Below are 14,129 nucleotides of genomic sequence, written 5' to 3'. Positions count from 1 at the left end.
CGTGGCGCAGACGCTTGCCGGCGCGGTCCACAGTGAGCTCGTCATCAAGAAGAGCCGCTTCGTCGGCTGCGTGCAGCCGGTGGCCGACCGCGCGGCCGCGCTGGCGGTCGTCGACGGCCTGCGCCGCGCGCATCCCGGCGCCGCGCACGTGTGCTGGGCGCTGATGGCCGGGGGCCAGTCGGCCGCCAACGACGACGGCGAGCCCGGCGGCACCGCCGGCCGGCCGATGCTGGAGGTGTTGCGCCACCAGGACCTCGAAGGCGTGCTGGCCACCGTGGTGCGCTACTTCGGCGGCGTGAAGCTGGGCGCCGGCGGTCTGGTGCGGGCCTACACCGACGCCGTCGCGCAGGCCCTGCTGGGCGCCGACAAGCGGCCGCTGCGGCGCCGGCGCACGCTCGCCTGCGCCGTGCCCTACGCGCTCGAAGGCGCCCTGCGGCGCGAGCTCGCCGGCGCCGGGGCGGCGCTGCGGGCGGTGGAGCACGGCGCGCTGGTGCGCCTGTCGTTCGAGATCGACGACACCGCCGCCGAGGCGTTGCGCGCGCGCATCGACGACGCCACGCAGGACCGGGCCGGCTGGGTCGACTGAAGGCGTCGGACCGGCCGAGGCCACGCGCCGGCGCGCCGTCGACCGGCACCGTGCCGACCGTGGCACGGCGCACCGAGTGCCTTCCCATCGTCCGGCGTCAGCGCGGCGGCAGCGCCGCACCGCAACGGCGGCAGAAGCGCGCATCGGCCGCGTGCGCGCCGCTGCCGCAGGCGGTGCATTCGACCGCACGACCGGCCGGGTCCGCCGCAGCCGCCGTCCCGGGCGCATCGCGCGAGGCGTCGCCGGCGGCCTCGCGCCCGTGCTTGACCATCTCGGCCGACACGATGCCCGTCGGCACCGCCAGCACGCCCCAGCCCAGCAGCATCATGGCCGAGGCGATGGCGCGACCGAGGCCGGTCTTGGGCACCAGGTCGCCGAAGCCGACCGTGGTCATGGTCGAGACCGCCCAGTACACCGCCACGGGGATGCTGGTGAAGCCGTGCTGCGGCCCCTCGACCACGTACATCAGCGTGCCCATCACCAGCACCACCATCAGCACGAAGCCGACGAAGACCATGATCTTGCGCCGGCTCGCCGCCAGGGCCGTGGCCAGCGTGCGGTACTCCTGGGCGTAGCGCGACATCTTGAAGATGCGGAACACCCGCAGCAGCCGCAGGATGCGCACGTCGATCAGCACCGCCAGGCCCGGCACCAGGATGGCGATGTAGGTCGGCAGCAGCGCCAGCAGGTCGATCACGCCGTAGAAGCTGCGCGCGTAGCGCCACGGCCGGCTCAGGCAGGCCAGGCGCGCCACGTACTCGATCGTGAAGACGCAGGTGAAGCCCCATTCCATGACGCCGAAGATCGGTCCCCAGCGCACGTGGATGGCCTGCACGCTGTCGAGCACCACCACCGCCACGCTCAGCAGGATGACCGCGATCAGCGCCAGGTCGAAGGCGCGGCCGGCGCGCGTCTCCGACTCGAAGATGACCGCGTACAGGGCGAGCCGCCAGCCGCCCGAGGGCTTGCCGAAGCGTTCCTCGACGCGGGTCACGTCCTCCACGGCGGGTCGGGTGCGGAGGGAGGGATCGGCGGACGGCGACGGGGACATGGCGGCATTCGGACGGCGAGTCCGCGAGAGTGGCGCCGCGCATTCTCGGATGCGCCGGCACCGTCCCGATCGGCGAGCCCGGCGAGCATCGCGCGAGGGCTGGCGAATCGTCGGAAAAGGGGTGGTGGAGAAAGAGGCCGACCGATTTGGTTACGAATTTTTTCCAGTCTATGGCCGGGGTGCCTTCGGGCGTTCATACGATAGGCGCTTTTGAGAGGAGCAATCTCTTGGCTTCACAGTCCCCCTTCTTCGGCAAGCGCGATCGCGAACCCGACAACTTCAACTCCTCCCGTCCCGCACCCCTGGTGGGCGGTGGCGGCGGCCTCGGCGGCACGCCGGTGCAGCCCGCTTCGTCTCCCCTGTCGGCGAGCGGCGCAGCGGCCGCGCCCGCGCCCAAGGAAGGCAGCAAGCTCACGGTCGGACCGAACATCAAGCTCAAGGGCGTCGAGATCACCGATTGCGACACGCTGGTGGTCGAGGGCCTGGTCGAGGCGACGATGGACTCGCGCGTGATCCAGATCTCCGAGCAGGGCGAGTTCAAGGGTTCGGCCCACATCGACATCGCCGAGATCCGCGGCGTGTTCGACGGCAACCTGATCGTGCGCGACAAGCTGGTGATCCACGCCACCGGCCGCGTGACCGGCAAGATCCGCTACGGCAAGATCGTGATCGAGGAAGGCGGCCAGCTCTCCGGCGAGATCACCTTCGGCGCCGCCGACGGCCGCAAGCCGTCGCTGCAGGCCGCCTGAGCGGGCGCCGCACGGGACCTCCGGGCTCCGGTTTCGAACAAGCACCCGCGATCCGGGTGCTTTTTCTTTGGGCGCAGAATGGAATGCACCCCCTGCATCCCTCCATCCTGCGGAGAACCCTCCCCATGAACGCTCCCATGCACCGCGAAATGCCCGCCGGCCTGCTCGACGCCGGCCGCGCCCTGTCCGACGTCACGGCCCGGTGGGACGGCGACATCGTGCGCCAGATCACCGACTACATCGCCATCCCCGCCAAGTCGCCCGGCTTCGACAAGGACTGGGCCGCCCACGGCCACATCGACACCGTGCTGCGCAACGCCGCCGCCTGGGTCGAGGCGCAGAAGGTCGAGGGGCTGACGCTGGAGATCGTCCGGCTCGAAGGCCGCACGCCGGTGCTGTTCTTCGAGATCGCCGCCACCGGCACGCCGATGACCGACACGGTGCTGATGTACGGCCACCTCGACAAGCAGCCCGAGTTCACCGGCTGGCGCTCGGACCTCGGTCCCTGGACGCCGAAGTACGAGGACGGCCGGCTCTACGGCCGCGGCGGCGCCGACGACGGCTACGCGGTCTACGCCAGCATCGCCGCCGTGCAGGCGCTCAAGGCCCAGGGCGCGGCGCATCCGCGCATCGTCGGCCTGATCGAGACCTGCGAGGAGAGCGGCTCCTACGACCTGCTGCCCTACGTGGAGGCCCTGCGCGGCCGCCTGGGCGAGGTCGGCCTGGTGATCTGCCTGGATTCGGGCGCCGGCAACTACGACCAGCTCTGGCTGACGACCTCGCTGCGCGGCATGGCCGGCGGCCTGCTCAAGGTCGAGGTGCTGACCGAGGGCGTGCACTCCGGCGACGCCTCGGGCCTGGTGCCCTCGAGCTTCCGCATCATGCGGCAGGTGCTCGACCGGCTGGAGGACAGCGCCACCGGCCGCCTGCTGCCCGCGAGCTTCCACTGCGAGGTGCCGCCCGACCGCCTGGCGCAGGCCAGGGTCACGGCCGCCATCCTCGGCGACGAGATCCACAAGCGCTTCCCCTGGGCGCACTACGACTGCGAGGGCTCCACCGCCTTCACCCTGCCCACCACCACCGACCCGGTCGAGGGCCTGCTCAACCGCACCTGGAAGCCGACGCTGTCGGTCACCGGCGCCGACGGCTTTCCCGCGCTGAAGGACGCCGGCAACGTGCTGCGTCCCTACACCGCCTTCAAGCTGTCGCTGCGCCTGCCGCCGCTGGTCGACGCCGGCCAGGCCGTGCAGGAGCTCAAGGCGCTGCTGGAGGACAACGCGCCCTACCAGGCGAAGGTGACCTTCGAGGGCGGCGGCGGCGCCACCGGCTGGAACGCGCCGACGATCACGCCGTGGTTCGAGCGCGCGCTCGACGCCGCGTCGCTGGCGCACTTCGGCGCGCCCTGCGGCTACATCGGCCAGGGCGGCACGATCCCGCTGATGAACATGCTCAGCGAGGGCTTCCCGAAGGCGCAGATGATGGTCTGCGGCGTGCTGGGCCCCAAGAGCAACGCGCACGGTCCCAACGAGTTCCTGCACGTGCCCTATGCCAAGAAGCTGACGGCCGCCGTGGCCGAGGTGATCGCCGCGCTGCCGGCGGCGCACCGGGCCGAGCATTTGGCGGCCGCCTCGGCCTGAGCGGGCGGACGGCGCGACCGGGCGCCCGTCGCGCCGTCCCGCCGTTCAGCGCTTCTGCAGCAGCGCGCTGAGCGAGGCGAGCAGTTCGCTCTCGGAGCCGGGCGTGTCCTGCGCCGACGCGCTGGACGGCGTCGCATCCGTGCCCTCGCCGCCCCGGCCGAAGGTGCCGAAGCCGCCCCCGCCGCCGAGTTCGCTCAGATCGCCCAGCCCGTTCGCGGGCACCTGGCCGTGCGGCGTGAGGCGGTCGATCAGCATCGGCAGCAGCGAGGCGAGCAGCGGCAGCAGCGTGCCGGCGTTCATGCCCAGTTTCTGCGCCAGGCCCGACACCACGTCGCCGCCCAGCACGTTGCCGAGCTGGCCCTCGGAGACCGGCCGGTTCTCGCCCTTGCCGATCCACGAGCCGATCACGTCGCCCATGCCGGCGCGTTCGAACTTCGAGACCAGGCCGCCGAGGCCGCCCTGCCCGCCGTCGTTGGCCAGCAGGCTGCCGAGGATGGCGCCGAGGCCGCCGGCCCCGCCCAGGCCCGCCAGTCCCCCGAGGCCGCCCAGTCCGCCGGGCCCGCCGCCCATGCCGCCTCCCGCATGGCCCGCTTCCGGGGCTCCCGCCGGCGTGGACGACGCGCCTTGACCGCCGCCGAGGACCTGACCGAGTACCGAGTCGAGCAATCCCATGATGTGTTTCTTCCGTTCGAGGTGATCGATCCGTGGATCGAGGAGGCCCGGCCGCGCGACGCCCGGCCGTGTTCCGTTTCATTGTCCGATGCCGGCAGGCTCCCCGTGCGACGGCTTTGCAACCGGACGCACACCCGCGCGAGCCTTCACGGCGCTCGCGGCGCGCGCCGGGGCAGCAGCGGCTCGCTGGTGCCCTCGACCCCGACGAGCGCCAGCACCGTCAGCAGCGAGCGCTGCGCGCCGAGCCAGGCGCCGTCGAGTTCGATCCATTCGCCGGTGGTGTGGAAGCCGCCGGTACGCCCGCCGCTGCCCAACACCACCGCCGGGACGCCGAGCGACATCGGCACGTTGGCGTCGGTGCTGGAGGCCTGCAGCACGCTGCGCAGGCCGTAGGCGGTGTTGGCGCGCACGGCCGCCTCCACCACCGGCGAATCGGGCGGCGTGCGCCCGCCCGGCCGGTCGCCGATCAGCCGCACCGAGGCGGTGAGCGTGTCGACGCCCCAGCGCCGGTTCTCGGCCGCGACGGCGGCCTTGACGGCGCCCAGCACCCGGCGCTCGGCCTGGTCGAGCACCGCGTCGTCGTCGGAGCGGATGTCGACCCCCATGCGGGCCTCGGCGGCGATGGCGTTGACCGCGCTGCCCCCGGAGGCCGTGCCGACGGTGAAGGTGGTGCGCGGATAGGCCGGCGTGCGGATGTCGGCGATGCGCGCGATGGCGCGGCCCATGCCGTGCACCGCGCTGGGCACCCGCCCGAAGGCGCCGAAGCTGTGGCCGCCCGGGCCTTCGAAGACGACCTCGTGGCGCCGGCTGGCGGTGCCGGCGACGATCACGTGGTGGTCGGGCGCGGGTTCCAGCCCGACGAGGCCGTCGATGTCGCGGTGGGTGGCGAAGAGGTGCCGCATGCCGCGCAGGTTGCCCAGCTCCTCCTCGCCGACGCTGCCGACGAACAGCAGGTCGCCCACCGTGCGCAGCCGCCGGTCCTCCAGCACCTTCAGCCACGACAGCAGCACCGCCAGGCCGCGCGCGTCGTCGGAGATGCCCGGCGCGTGGAGCCGGTCGCCACGCGCCTTGACCCGCACGTCGGTGCCGGCCGGGAACACCGTGTCCAGGTGCGCCGTCACCACCAGCTTGGGCACCTCGTGGCCCGTGGCCGTGGGCCGGCCCCGGCGCAGGCCGACGACGTTGCCCTCGGTGTCGATGTAAGCCTCGGGCAGGCCCAGCGCCTTCAGGCGCGCCAGGAAGGCCGCGGCGCGCGCCTGCTCGCCGAAGGGCGGGGCCTCGATCTCGGTCAGGCGGCGCAGGTCGTCGATGGAACGCGCGTGGTCGGCCGCGACGGCGTCGAGCACCGCCTGCACCGCCGGCGCCGCCAGCAGCCGCACGTAGGTGCGCTCGACCTGCGGGCTGACCGGCCAGGGCGACGATCCGAGGCCCGCGCCCTGCGCCTGCGCCATGCGCATCGCGCCCACCAGGCACAGGCCGGCGAGGCCGGCCAGCACCGCCGGGGCGCGGCGGCGGCACCTCATGCGGGCGGCGCCCCGGCCAGGGCCATGAGCGCCGCGAGGGCGGCGGTCTCGGCGCGCAGGACGCGCGGGCCGAGCGTGGCGGGCGCGAAACCGGCCTGCAGCGCCTGCCGCTCCTCGGCCGCGCTCAGTCCGCCTTCGGGGCCGCTGAGCACGCGCCAGACGCCCGGCGTCCCGGACGCGTCCGGCGCGGCGTCGCCGTCGGCCGCGACGTCGGCGATGCCGCGCGTGCCCGATGCCAGGCTCAGCACCAGGGGCCGCGCCGCCGGATCGCCGGGCCGCGCGATCCAGTCGCCGAAGGCCTGCACCGGATGGATCACCGGCACGCGGTTGCGCCCGCACTGCTCGCAGGCCGCGACGGCGATGGCTTCCCAGTGGGCGCGCTTCTTCTCGGCGCGCTCGCCGGCCAGCCGCAGCACGCCGTGGGCGCTCATCAGGGGCTGGATGCTGGCGACGCCCAGCTCGGTCGCCTTCTCGACCAGCCAGTCCATGCGCTCGTTGGCCGGCATGCCGGCGGCCAGGTGCACGGCGCGGGGCGCCTCGCGCTCCACCGGATCGTGCGCCCCGACGCGCACCGCCACCTCGCTGCGGCCCATGCGCTCGACGACCGCCGCGTACTCGCCGCCGGCGCCGTCGAACAGGGTGATGGCGTCGCCCGGCTGCAGGCGCAGCACCTGGACGTGGCGCGCGGCGCCGGCCGGCAGCAGCAGGTCGGTGCCGGGATGCAGCGCGGTGGCGCAGTGGAAGCGCGGCACGCGGTCAGACCCGGCCGTAGGCGAAGCCGGAGAGCGCCTGCGTGCCCTCGACCTCGTCGATCACGCGCAGCAGCGGCGTGAGCTCCATGTAGCGGCTCGCGGTGGCGCGGATGTAGGCGATGAAGCGCGGCGTGTCGGCCAGGTACTTCGGCTTGCCGTCGCGCAGGGTCAGGCGCGCGAAGATGCCCGCGACCTTCAGGTGGCGCTGCAGGCCCATCCACTCGACGTCGCGGTAGAAGGCGCCGAAGTCGGCGTCCACCGGCAGCCCGGCCTTGCGCGCGGCCTGCCAGTAGCGCACCGTCACGTCGATCACGAAGTCCTCCTCCCAGGTGAGGAAGGCGTCGCGCATCAGGCTGGCGATGTCGTAGGTGATGGGGCCGTGGACGGCGTCCTGGAAGTCCAGCACGCCCAGGCGGCCGCGCGCCGCCTCGGGATCGTCGGCCAGCATCAGGTTGCGCGGCATGAAGTCGCGATGCACGTGGACGGCGGGCACCGACAGGTTGTTCTCCACGATCAGCCGGAAGCTGCGTTCGAGCCGCTCCTGCAGCCGGCCCTCGATCGCCACGCCGCGGTGCCGTCCGATGTACCACTCGGGAAAGAGCGCGAGCTCGCGCTCGAGCAGCGCGCGGTCGTAGGGTGGCAGCACGCCGGGCTTGGAGGCCAGTTGCCAGCGGATCAGCTCGTCGATGGCGGCCTCGTACAGCGGCAGGGCCGCCCTGGGGTCGGCGGGGTCGATGGCGTCGAGCATCGTGCGCCGTCCCAGGTCGTCGAGCAGCAGGAAGCCGTGCGCGCGGTCCCAGTCGAGCACCTGCGGCGCGCGCACGCTGGCGTCGTGCAGGAGCTGCGCGACGCGCACGAAGGGCTCGCTGTCCTCCTGCGCCGGGGGGGCGTCCATCACGATGCGGGTCGGTCCGGCGGTGCCGTCGATGCGGAAGTAGCGGCGGAAGCTGGCGTCGGCCGAGGCCGGGCGCACCGTGTCGGGAACGAGACCGTGGGCCGGCGCGACGCGTGCCAGCCAGGCGTCGAAGGCGGCTTCGCGCGCCGGGTCGGCCCAGGTCACGGGGGTGGCCGGAGCGACGGCATCGGGGGTGGGCACGGCGGCGGCCCGTGCGGAAGCGGCGCCGCCGGGGGGCGTGGGCGGGGATGCGGTCATGGATAATCGATTCTACAAATCCGCCGCTCGCGGATGCCGCGCAGCCCGCCGCCTGCCGCCCGCCGCAGTGGCCGGCGTCTCCCTCCCGCCGACCCGTGACGTCTCCTGCCCATGTCTGAACCGAACCGCCGCCGCGCCCGCAGGTCGCCGAACCGTCCGCCGCTGCCCCTGGCCGTGCTGTCGCTGGCGCTGCTGCAGGCGCAGGGCGCCTGGGCGCAGCAACCGGCGGCGTCCGCCGCCTGGGCCGACGAGCCGCTCGTGCTCAGGCGCTCGGCCCAGTTGCTGGAGGTGATCCCGCAGTCCGAACGCGCGCAGCGGCCGAACTTCGTTGCCGGCGATAGCATCACCGGTCGCCCCGACCTGGAGACCGTGATCGTCGGCAACGCCTCGGTGCGCCGCGGCGACACCGTCATCAACGCCGACCGGCTGGAGTACTACCAGCCCGACGACCTCACCACCGCCACGGGCAACGTGCGCGTGAACCAGGCGGGCAACGTCTACGAGGGCCCGGAACTGCAGCTCAAGCTGGAGACCTTCGAGGGCTTCTTCCGCAACGTGCGCTACCGCTTCCTCGTCAACGGCGGCCACGGCGAGGCCGAGCGCATCGATTTCGTCGACGCCAACGTCTCGGTCGCCCGCAGCGTCACCTACACCACCTGCCGCATCGAGGACTACCCCGGCTGGATGCCGGCCTGGCTGCTGAGCGCGGCCACGCTCACCACTGACACCGAGGAGGGCGTGGGCATCGCGACGAACGCGCGCATGAAGTTCATGGGCGTGAGCACGCCGGCCTTCCCGTCGTTCAGCTTCCCGCTCGACGAGAAGAGGAAGAGCGGCCTGCTGTCGCCCTTCTTCGGCGTCGACAGCGTCAACGGCATCGAGCTGACCCAGCCCTACTACTGGAACATCGCCCCCAACCGGGACGCCACGCTCTACCCGACATTGATGAGCAAGCGCGGCATCAACGTGGGCAGCGAGTTCCGCTATCTCGAGAACACCTACAACGGCATGGTGCGCGCCGACGTCATGCCCGCCGACCAGCTGCGCGAGCGCGACCGCTGGGGCCTGTGGACGACGCACCGCCAGGTCTTCGATCCCAAGCCGCTCGGCCTGGACTCGCTGTCCGGCCTGCTCAACATCAACCGCGTGAGCGACGACAACTACTGGCGCGACTTCTCCCGCACGCCGACGCTCTCCACGCGACTGCTGGAGAGCCAGGCGGCGCTCTACTGGGGCAAGAGCGACTGGACCGGCCAGGTGCGCCTGCTGTCCTACCAGACGCTGCAGTACGACCTGTCGCCGATCACGCCGCCCTACGATCGCCTGCCCCAGCTCACCGCCAACAACACCAAGTACGACGTCGGCGGCTTCGACGTCTCGACCTCGCTCGACTACACGCGCTTCCGGGCCGACCGGCAGTTCGCGCCGAACCTGAACGGCATCGTCCAGCCCAACGGCGAGCGCGCCTTCGGCATCGTGCAGGTCAGCCGGCCCTGGCTCACGCCCGGCACCTTCGTGATCCCGAAGCTGATCCTCAACGGCACGTCCTACCAGTTCGACGCGCCGCTGGCCGGCGGCCAGACCTCGGCCAGCCGCGCCGTGCCGACCCTGAGCCTGGACAGCGGCCTGGTGTTCGAGCGCGACGCCAGCTTCTTCGGGCGCTCGTTCCGTCAGACGCTGGAGCCGCGCGCCTTCTACGTGCGCACGCCCTACCGCGACCAGAGCCAGCTGCCGGTGTACGACAGCGCGGCCAACGACTTCAACTTCGCCACCATCTACACCGAGAACGCGTTCTCGGGCAACGACCGCGTCTCGGACAGCAACCTGCTCACCCTGGGCGTCAGCACGCGCCTGATCGATCCCGACAGCGGCGTCGAGGCCGCGCGCTTCGGCATCGCCCAGCGCCTGCGCTTCGCCGACCAGAACGTCACGCTGCCCGGCGGCCTGCCCGTGACCGACCGCCTGAGCGACGTGCTGCTGGGCGCGCAGGTCAACTGGACGCCGCGCCTGAGCGTCGACACCACCGTCCAGTACAACCCCGACACCCAGCGCTCCGAGCGCGTGGCCCTGAGCACCCGCTATCACCCGGCGCCCTATCACACCCTCAACGCGGCGTTCCGCTACCAGTCGGCCACGCCGACGCTGATCGGCAACAAGTCGCTCGACGTCGGCTTCCAGTGGCCGCTCAACGACCTGTGGGGCGACAAGGGCCGCGACCTGGGTCCCGGCCGTGGCGAAGGCGGGGGGCGCTGGTATGCGGTGGGCCGCATGAACTACAACCTGCAGGACAGCAAGCTCACCGACGGCGTGATCGGCTTCGAGTACGACGGCTGCTGCTACATCGGCCGGGTGGTGCTGGAACGTCTGACCACCGGACGGGTCACAGCCAACACCCGCATCATGTTCCAGCTCGAATTCGTCGGCTTCGCCAGCGTCGGATCGAGCCCGATCCGGACGCTGACGCAGAACATCCAGCGCTACCAGCCCCTGCGCCAGCCGGGACTGATGGAAACACCGAGCCGCTACACGCAATACGACTGAACCCGGGTCCCCGGCCCCGCGGCCGCCCCGCACCCCATCGCCATGAACACATCCACCCCCTCCGCCCTCACCCTGGCCTGCCTGATCGCACTCGGCGCCGCTTCCTGCGGCGCCCAGGCGCAGGGACTGGGCCTGCGACCCGGCAACGCGCGCAGCGGCATCACGGACATCATGAACAACCCGCAACGCGGCATCGCGCCCACGATCCCCGCTCCGGCCGCCGTCGCACCGGTGCAGGGCCAGCGCGCGGCCGAGTTCATCGTCGCGCTGGTCAATTCCGAGCCCATCACCAACACCGAGGTGCAGACGCGCGTCAACCGCATCCTGGCCGAGAACGCCGAGGCCCGGCGCGCGCCGGCCGCCGAACTCACGCGCCTGGTGCTCGAACGCATCATCCTGGAGCGCGCGCAGCTGCAGCTGGCCAAGGAGAACGGCATCCGGGTCGACGACGTGACGGTCGACCAGGCCGAGGAGACGGTGGCCCGGCAGAACCAGGTCAGTCGCGAGGAACTGCGCCGCCGCGTGACCGCCGAGGGCATGTCGTGGAGCGAGTTCCGCAACGACCTGCGCAACCAGCTGCTGCTCACCCGGTTGCGCGAACGCGAGGTCAACGCCCGCGTGAGGATCAGCGACGTCGAGGTCGAGCAGTTCCTGCGCGACCAGCGCGGCGGCGCCACCGCCACGGCGCCGGCGCAGATCAACCTGGCCCAGGTGCTGGTGGCCGTGCCGGAGAACGCGAGCGACGCGCAGGTCGCCGCGCTGGAGCAGAAGGCGCAGGCCATCGCCCGCCGGGCTCGCGCCGGCGAGGATTTCGTCGCGCTCGCGCGCGACAACTCCGATGCGGCCGACCGTGCGAGCGGCGGCGTGCTCGGCCTGCGCAGCGCGCAGCGCTATCCCACGCTCTTCGTGGAAGCCACGCAGTCCACGCCGGTCGACGGCATCGTCGGCCCCGTGCGCTCGAGCGCCGGCTTCCACGTGCTCAAGGTGCTGGCCCGCAGCCAGGCCGGCGCGACCGACGCGACCACCGCGCAGACCCAGGTCCGCCACATCCTGCTGCGCACCGACGCCCAGCGCAACACGGCCCAGGCCGTGGCCCAGCTCGCCGAGTTCAAGCGCCGCCTGCAGGCCGGCACGGCCGATTTCGCCGGCCTCGCGCGCGACAACTCCCAGGACGGCAGCGCCAAGGACGGCGGCGACCTCGGCTGGACCCGCGCCGGCCAGTTCGTCCCCGAGTTCGAGGAGATGGTCAACCGGCTGCAGCCGGGCCAGATCAGCGATCCGGTGGTCTCGCGCTTCGGCGTGCACCTGATCCAGGTGACGGGGCGGCGCGATGCCCCCCTGACGCCGGCCGAGCAGCGCGAAGCCGCCCGTGCCGCCCTGCGCGAGAAGCGCATGGACGAGGCCTACGAAACCTGGGCGCAGGAAGTGCGCGCCCGGGCGTACGTGGAGTTCCGTCAGCCGCCGCTCTGATGGCGGCCCAGCACCACGTCGCGCGCAAGCGCTTCGGCCAGCACTTCCTGTGCGACGGCGGCATCATCGATGCGATCGTCCATGCCATCGCGCCCCAGCCGGGCGACGCGATGGTCGAAATCGGCCCCGGTCTCGCCGCGCTGACGCAGCCGCTGGTCGAGCGCCTCGGCCGCCTCACCGTCGTCGAGCTCGACCGCGACCTGGCGCAGCGCCTGCGCGGCCACGGCCAGCTCGACGTCATCGAGTCGGACGTGCTGAAGGTGGATTTCGCGGCACTGTTGGCCGGCATGCCGGGCGCGGACGACGCCACGAAACGTCTGCGCGTGGTCGGCAACCTGCCCTACAACATCTCGACGCCGATCCTCTTCCACCTGCTGGGCTTCGCGCCCCGGGTGATCGACCAGCACTTCATGCTGCAGAAGGAGGTGATCGACCGCATGGTGGCGCGGCCGGCCACGTCGGACTACAGCCGCCTGAGCGTGATGCTGCAGTGGCGCTACGAGATGGAGAACATCCTGTTCGTGCCGCCGGAGAGCTTCGCCCCGCCGCCCCGCGTGGACAGCGCGGTCGTGCGGATGGTGCCGTTGGCCGAGCCGCCGCGGGTCGATGCCGCCCGGCTCGGGGAGATCGTCCAGGTCGCCTTCAGCCAGCGGCGCAAGATCCTGCGCCACACCCTGGGCCGCTGGCTCGGCGAGCATGGGTTCGAAGGCACCTTCGACATCCAGCGCCGCGCCGAGGAAGTGCCGGTGGCCGAGTACGTGGCACTGGCGCAGGCCGTCGCGCCCGCGCCGGGCGACCCGGAACCACGAACCGCCTGAAAAGAGAAAAGCCCGTCCGGGAAGGAACGGGCTTTTCTCGGGCCGGCGGCCGGGGCGTCCAGCCCGGTCGAACGGGGGGTCAGGCCGTGGCCAGCCAGTACTCCGCGTTGAAGGGGCTGCTCATGCGCAGCGCCAGGGGCGACACGTCCAGGAGCTTGTCCGTGGGCATCTTCTCGGCGGCCGGGTCGGCCGACGCGATCTCGATGCCGGCCGGGGTGGTGGGGGTCGTCGCCGCAGGGCCGTTGCCCTGCTGAGCCTCGTTCGCCCGTTCTGCTTGGCTGGTGTTTGCAGAACGGGCTACAGAAAAGAATAGAAGCACCTGAACGGTATCTTCCGGTCGCCCCAGTAGTCGGAGGCGTCGCGGAAGATGTCGAGCAGCTGCTCGCGCGCTTCCTTGTCGAACTTGCCGTTGGCCGGGATCTGCTCGAGCACGACGATGAAGCCGGGCTGCGGTCCCGACTTGTGCAGCGGGTCGGTCATGCAGTCGTAGAGCGCGTCGAAGTTCTTGCCGAAATGAGCCGGGAAGGTGAATTGCTGTGCGATGAGGTCGAGCACGTCCTGCTTGCTCTGCGCCTGGGCCAGGTTCGCGTACAGGAAGTGCTGTCCTGCCTCTTGCGCCGCTTCCTGCAGATCGTTCACGCGGAAAGCGCGGATCGACTGCACGATGTTGGGGCGCACGGCACGAAGGGATAAGGTCATCTCCGCTGGTCTTTCCATGGTTGTTGTCTTTGTCGTCATTCGATCGGGGCACGGGAGCGTGCTGTCTCGATCCGGAAGGCGTCGCTGTGTGATCCGTTCACGGCACGATCCGCCTGAAACTCGCGTAGTGATCCGCCGTGTACCAGCACAGGGTCGGTGCCGTCCTGGGTTCACCGCCGCAGACGATGCGCCGCGCCCCGCGATTGGATGCGCCCGGCGTGTCGACCGTGTATTCGCGGTAGTAGCCCCTTCTCTGGGATGGCAACAGGCGCTCCCGGTTCCCGAACACCGCACTGTCCTTGTCGTGCCTGAAGGGACCGCCCTGGAAAATGGCCTGGTAGGTGCGCTGGCCCTGCACCGGCAGTTCGGCCAACGGAATCGAAGGCGTGGTCGTCGCATCGTGTGACGGACGCTCGGCATCGCGGAACTGCGCCATGCTCGGACCTGCCGTTCCAATCCCCAAGCCTGCCAGCACGAG

At 71.8% G+C, this 14,129-nt stretch carries 13 protein-coding genes; 6 read left to right on the top strand and 7 right to left on the bottom strand.

The genetic code is table 11. The features are described from left to right. The first annotated feature begins 1 nt into the window (after position 1). A complete protein-coding gene (locus tag ABID77_RS13475; protein WP_429596501.1) occupies positions 2–586 on the top strand; it encodes an IMPACT family protein in 585 nt (194 codons plus the stop codon). A 97-nt stretch (positions 587–683) separates the two neighbouring features. Here ABID77_RS13475 and ABID77_RS13470 read toward each other — a convergent pair whose 3' ends face one another. Then, a complete protein-coding gene (locus tag ABID77_RS13470; RefSeq protein ID WP_429596498.1) occupies positions 684–1,637 on the bottom strand; it encodes an ion transporter in 954 nt (317 codons plus the stop codon). Positions 1,638–1,864: 227 nt separating this feature from the next. Here ABID77_RS13470 and ABID77_RS13465 point away from each other — a divergent pair, with 227 nt between their 5' ends. Both ABID77_RS13465 and ABID77_RS13460 read left to right on the top strand, forming a co-directional pair. Next, positions 1,865–2,386, top strand: coding sequence for a bactofilin family protein (locus tag ABID77_RS13465; protein ID WP_429596495.1), 522 nt, complete (start codon positions 1,865–1,867; stop codon positions 2,384–2,386). A 125-nt stretch (positions 2,387–2,511) separates the two neighbouring features. Beyond that, positions 2,512–4,023: a M20 family metallopeptidase gene (locus ABID77_RS13460; protein WP_429596492.1), complete on the top strand. Its 1,512-nt coding sequence runs from the start codon at positions 2,512–2,514 to the stop codon at positions 4,021–4,023. A gap of 45 nt (positions 4,024–4,068) precedes the next feature. Here the strand turns inward: ABID77_RS13460 and ABID77_RS13455 are convergent, their stop codons facing one another. From ABID77_RS13455 to ABID77_RS13440, 4 genes are all read right to left on the bottom strand, one after another. After that, entirely contained in the window at positions 4,069–4,695 is a 627-nt protein-coding gene (locus ABID77_RS13455; protein ID WP_429596490.1) for a YidB family protein, read from the bottom strand. Between the two features lie 146 nt (positions 4,696–4,841). After that, complete coding sequence (locus ABID77_RS13450) at positions 4,842–6,218, bottom strand: M20/M25/M40 family metallo-hydrolase (RefSeq protein WP_429596487.1); 1,377 nt, start codon at positions 6,216–6,218, stop codon at positions 4,842–4,844. Continuing rightward, complete coding sequence (locus tag ABID77_RS13445) at positions 6,215–6,970, bottom strand: 16S rRNA (uracil(1498)-N(3))-methyltransferase (protein ID WP_429596484.1); 756 nt, start codon at positions 6,968–6,970, stop codon at positions 6,215–6,217. The genes ABID77_RS13450 and ABID77_RS13445 overlap by 4 nt, the downstream gene beginning before the upstream one ends. 4 nt (positions 6,971–6,974) lie before the next feature. Next, positions 6,975–8,123, bottom strand: coding sequence for an aminoglycoside phosphotransferase family protein (locus ABID77_RS13440; RefSeq protein WP_429596481.1), 1,149 nt, complete (start codon positions 8,121–8,123; stop codon positions 6,975–6,977). 111 nt (positions 8,124–8,234) lie between these two features. Here ABID77_RS13440 and ABID77_RS13435 point away from each other — a divergent pair, with 111 nt between their 5' ends. The 3 genes from ABID77_RS13435 to rsmA are packed head-to-tail and all read left to right on the top strand — an operon-like array spanning position 8,235 to position 12,952. Then, a complete protein-coding gene (locus tag ABID77_RS13435) occupies positions 8,235–10,664 on the top strand; it encodes an LPS-assembly protein LptD (protein ID WP_429596478.1) in 2,430 nt (809 codons plus the stop codon). Between the two features lie 42 nt (positions 10,665–10,706). Continuing rightward, entirely contained in the window at positions 10,707–12,134 is a 1,428-nt protein-coding gene (locus ABID77_RS13430; protein WP_429596475.1) for a peptidylprolyl isomerase, read from the top strand. Beyond that, a complete protein-coding gene (gene rsmA / locus ABID77_RS13425; RefSeq protein ID WP_429596472.1) occupies positions 12,134–12,952 on the top strand; it encodes a 16S rRNA (adenine(1518)-N(6)/adenine(1519)-N(6))-dimethyltransferase RsmA in 819 nt (272 codons plus the stop codon). Before ABID77_RS13430 ends, rsmA begins: the two co-directional genes overlap by 1 nt. 297 nt (positions 12,953–13,249) lie before the next feature. Here the strand turns inward: rsmA and ABID77_RS13420 are convergent, their stop codons facing one another. Both ABID77_RS13420 and ABID77_RS13415 read right to left on the bottom strand, forming a co-directional pair. Further along, positions 13,250–13,651, bottom strand: a complete 402-nt coding sequence (locus ABID77_RS13420; protein ID WP_429596469.1) for a barstar family protein — start codon at positions 13,649–13,651, stop codon at positions 13,250–13,252. A gap of 97 nt (positions 13,652–13,748) precedes the next feature. Further along, complete coding sequence (locus ABID77_RS13415; RefSeq protein ID WP_429597311.1) at positions 13,749–14,087, bottom strand: ribonuclease domain-containing protein; 339 nt, start codon at positions 14,085–14,087, stop codon at positions 13,749–13,751. Positions 14,088–14,129: the final 42 nt, after the last annotated feature.

The organism is Variovorax sp. PvP013 (genome assembly GCF_050435945.1).
GTDB lineage: Bacteria > Pseudomonadota > Gammaproteobacteria > Burkholderiales > Burkholderiaceae_C > Variovorax.
This window is presented reverse-complemented; position numbering and strand designations above follow the sequence as displayed.

Bases quoted from the DNA above. Each gene is read 5' to 3' on its own strand.
- ABID77_RS13435 (WP_429596478.1), top strand. From the start codon at position 8,235: ATGTCTGAACCGAACCGCCGCCGCGCCCGCAGGTCGCCGAACCGTCCG.
- rsmA (WP_429596472.1), top strand. From the start codon at position 12,134: ATGGCGGCCCAGCACCACGTCGCGCGCAAGCGCTTCGGCCAGCACTTC.
- ABID77_RS13455 (WP_429596490.1), bottom strand. From the start codon at position 4,695: ATGGGATTGCTCGACTCGGTACTCGGTCAGGTCCTCGGCGGCGGTCAA.
- ABID77_RS13460 (WP_429596492.1), top strand. From the start codon at position 2,512: ATGAACGCTCCCATGCACCGCGAAATGCCCGCCGGCCTGCTCGACGCC.
- ABID77_RS13415 (WP_429597311.1), bottom strand. From the start codon at position 14,087: ATGGCGCAGTTCCGCGATGCCGAGCGTCCGTCACACGATGCGACGACC.
- ABID77_RS13440 (WP_429596481.1), bottom strand. From the start codon at position 8,123: ATGACCGCATCCCCGCCCACGCCCCCCGGCGGCGCCGCTTCCGCACGG.
- ABID77_RS13450 (WP_429596487.1), bottom strand. From the start codon at position 6,218: ATGAGGTGCCGCCGCCGCGCCCCGGCGGTGCTGGCCGGCCTCGCCGGC.
- ABID77_RS13470 (WP_429596498.1), bottom strand. From the start codon at position 1,637: ATGTCCCCGTCGCCGTCCGCCGATCCCTCCCTCCGCACCCGACCCGCC.
- ABID77_RS13430 (WP_429596475.1), top strand. From the start codon at position 10,707: ATGAACACATCCACCCCCTCCGCCCTCACCCTGGCCTGCCTGATCGCA.
- ABID77_RS13420 (WP_429596469.1), bottom strand. From the start codon at position 13,651: ATGACCTTATCCCTTCGTGCCGTGCGCCCCAACATCGTGCAGTCGATC.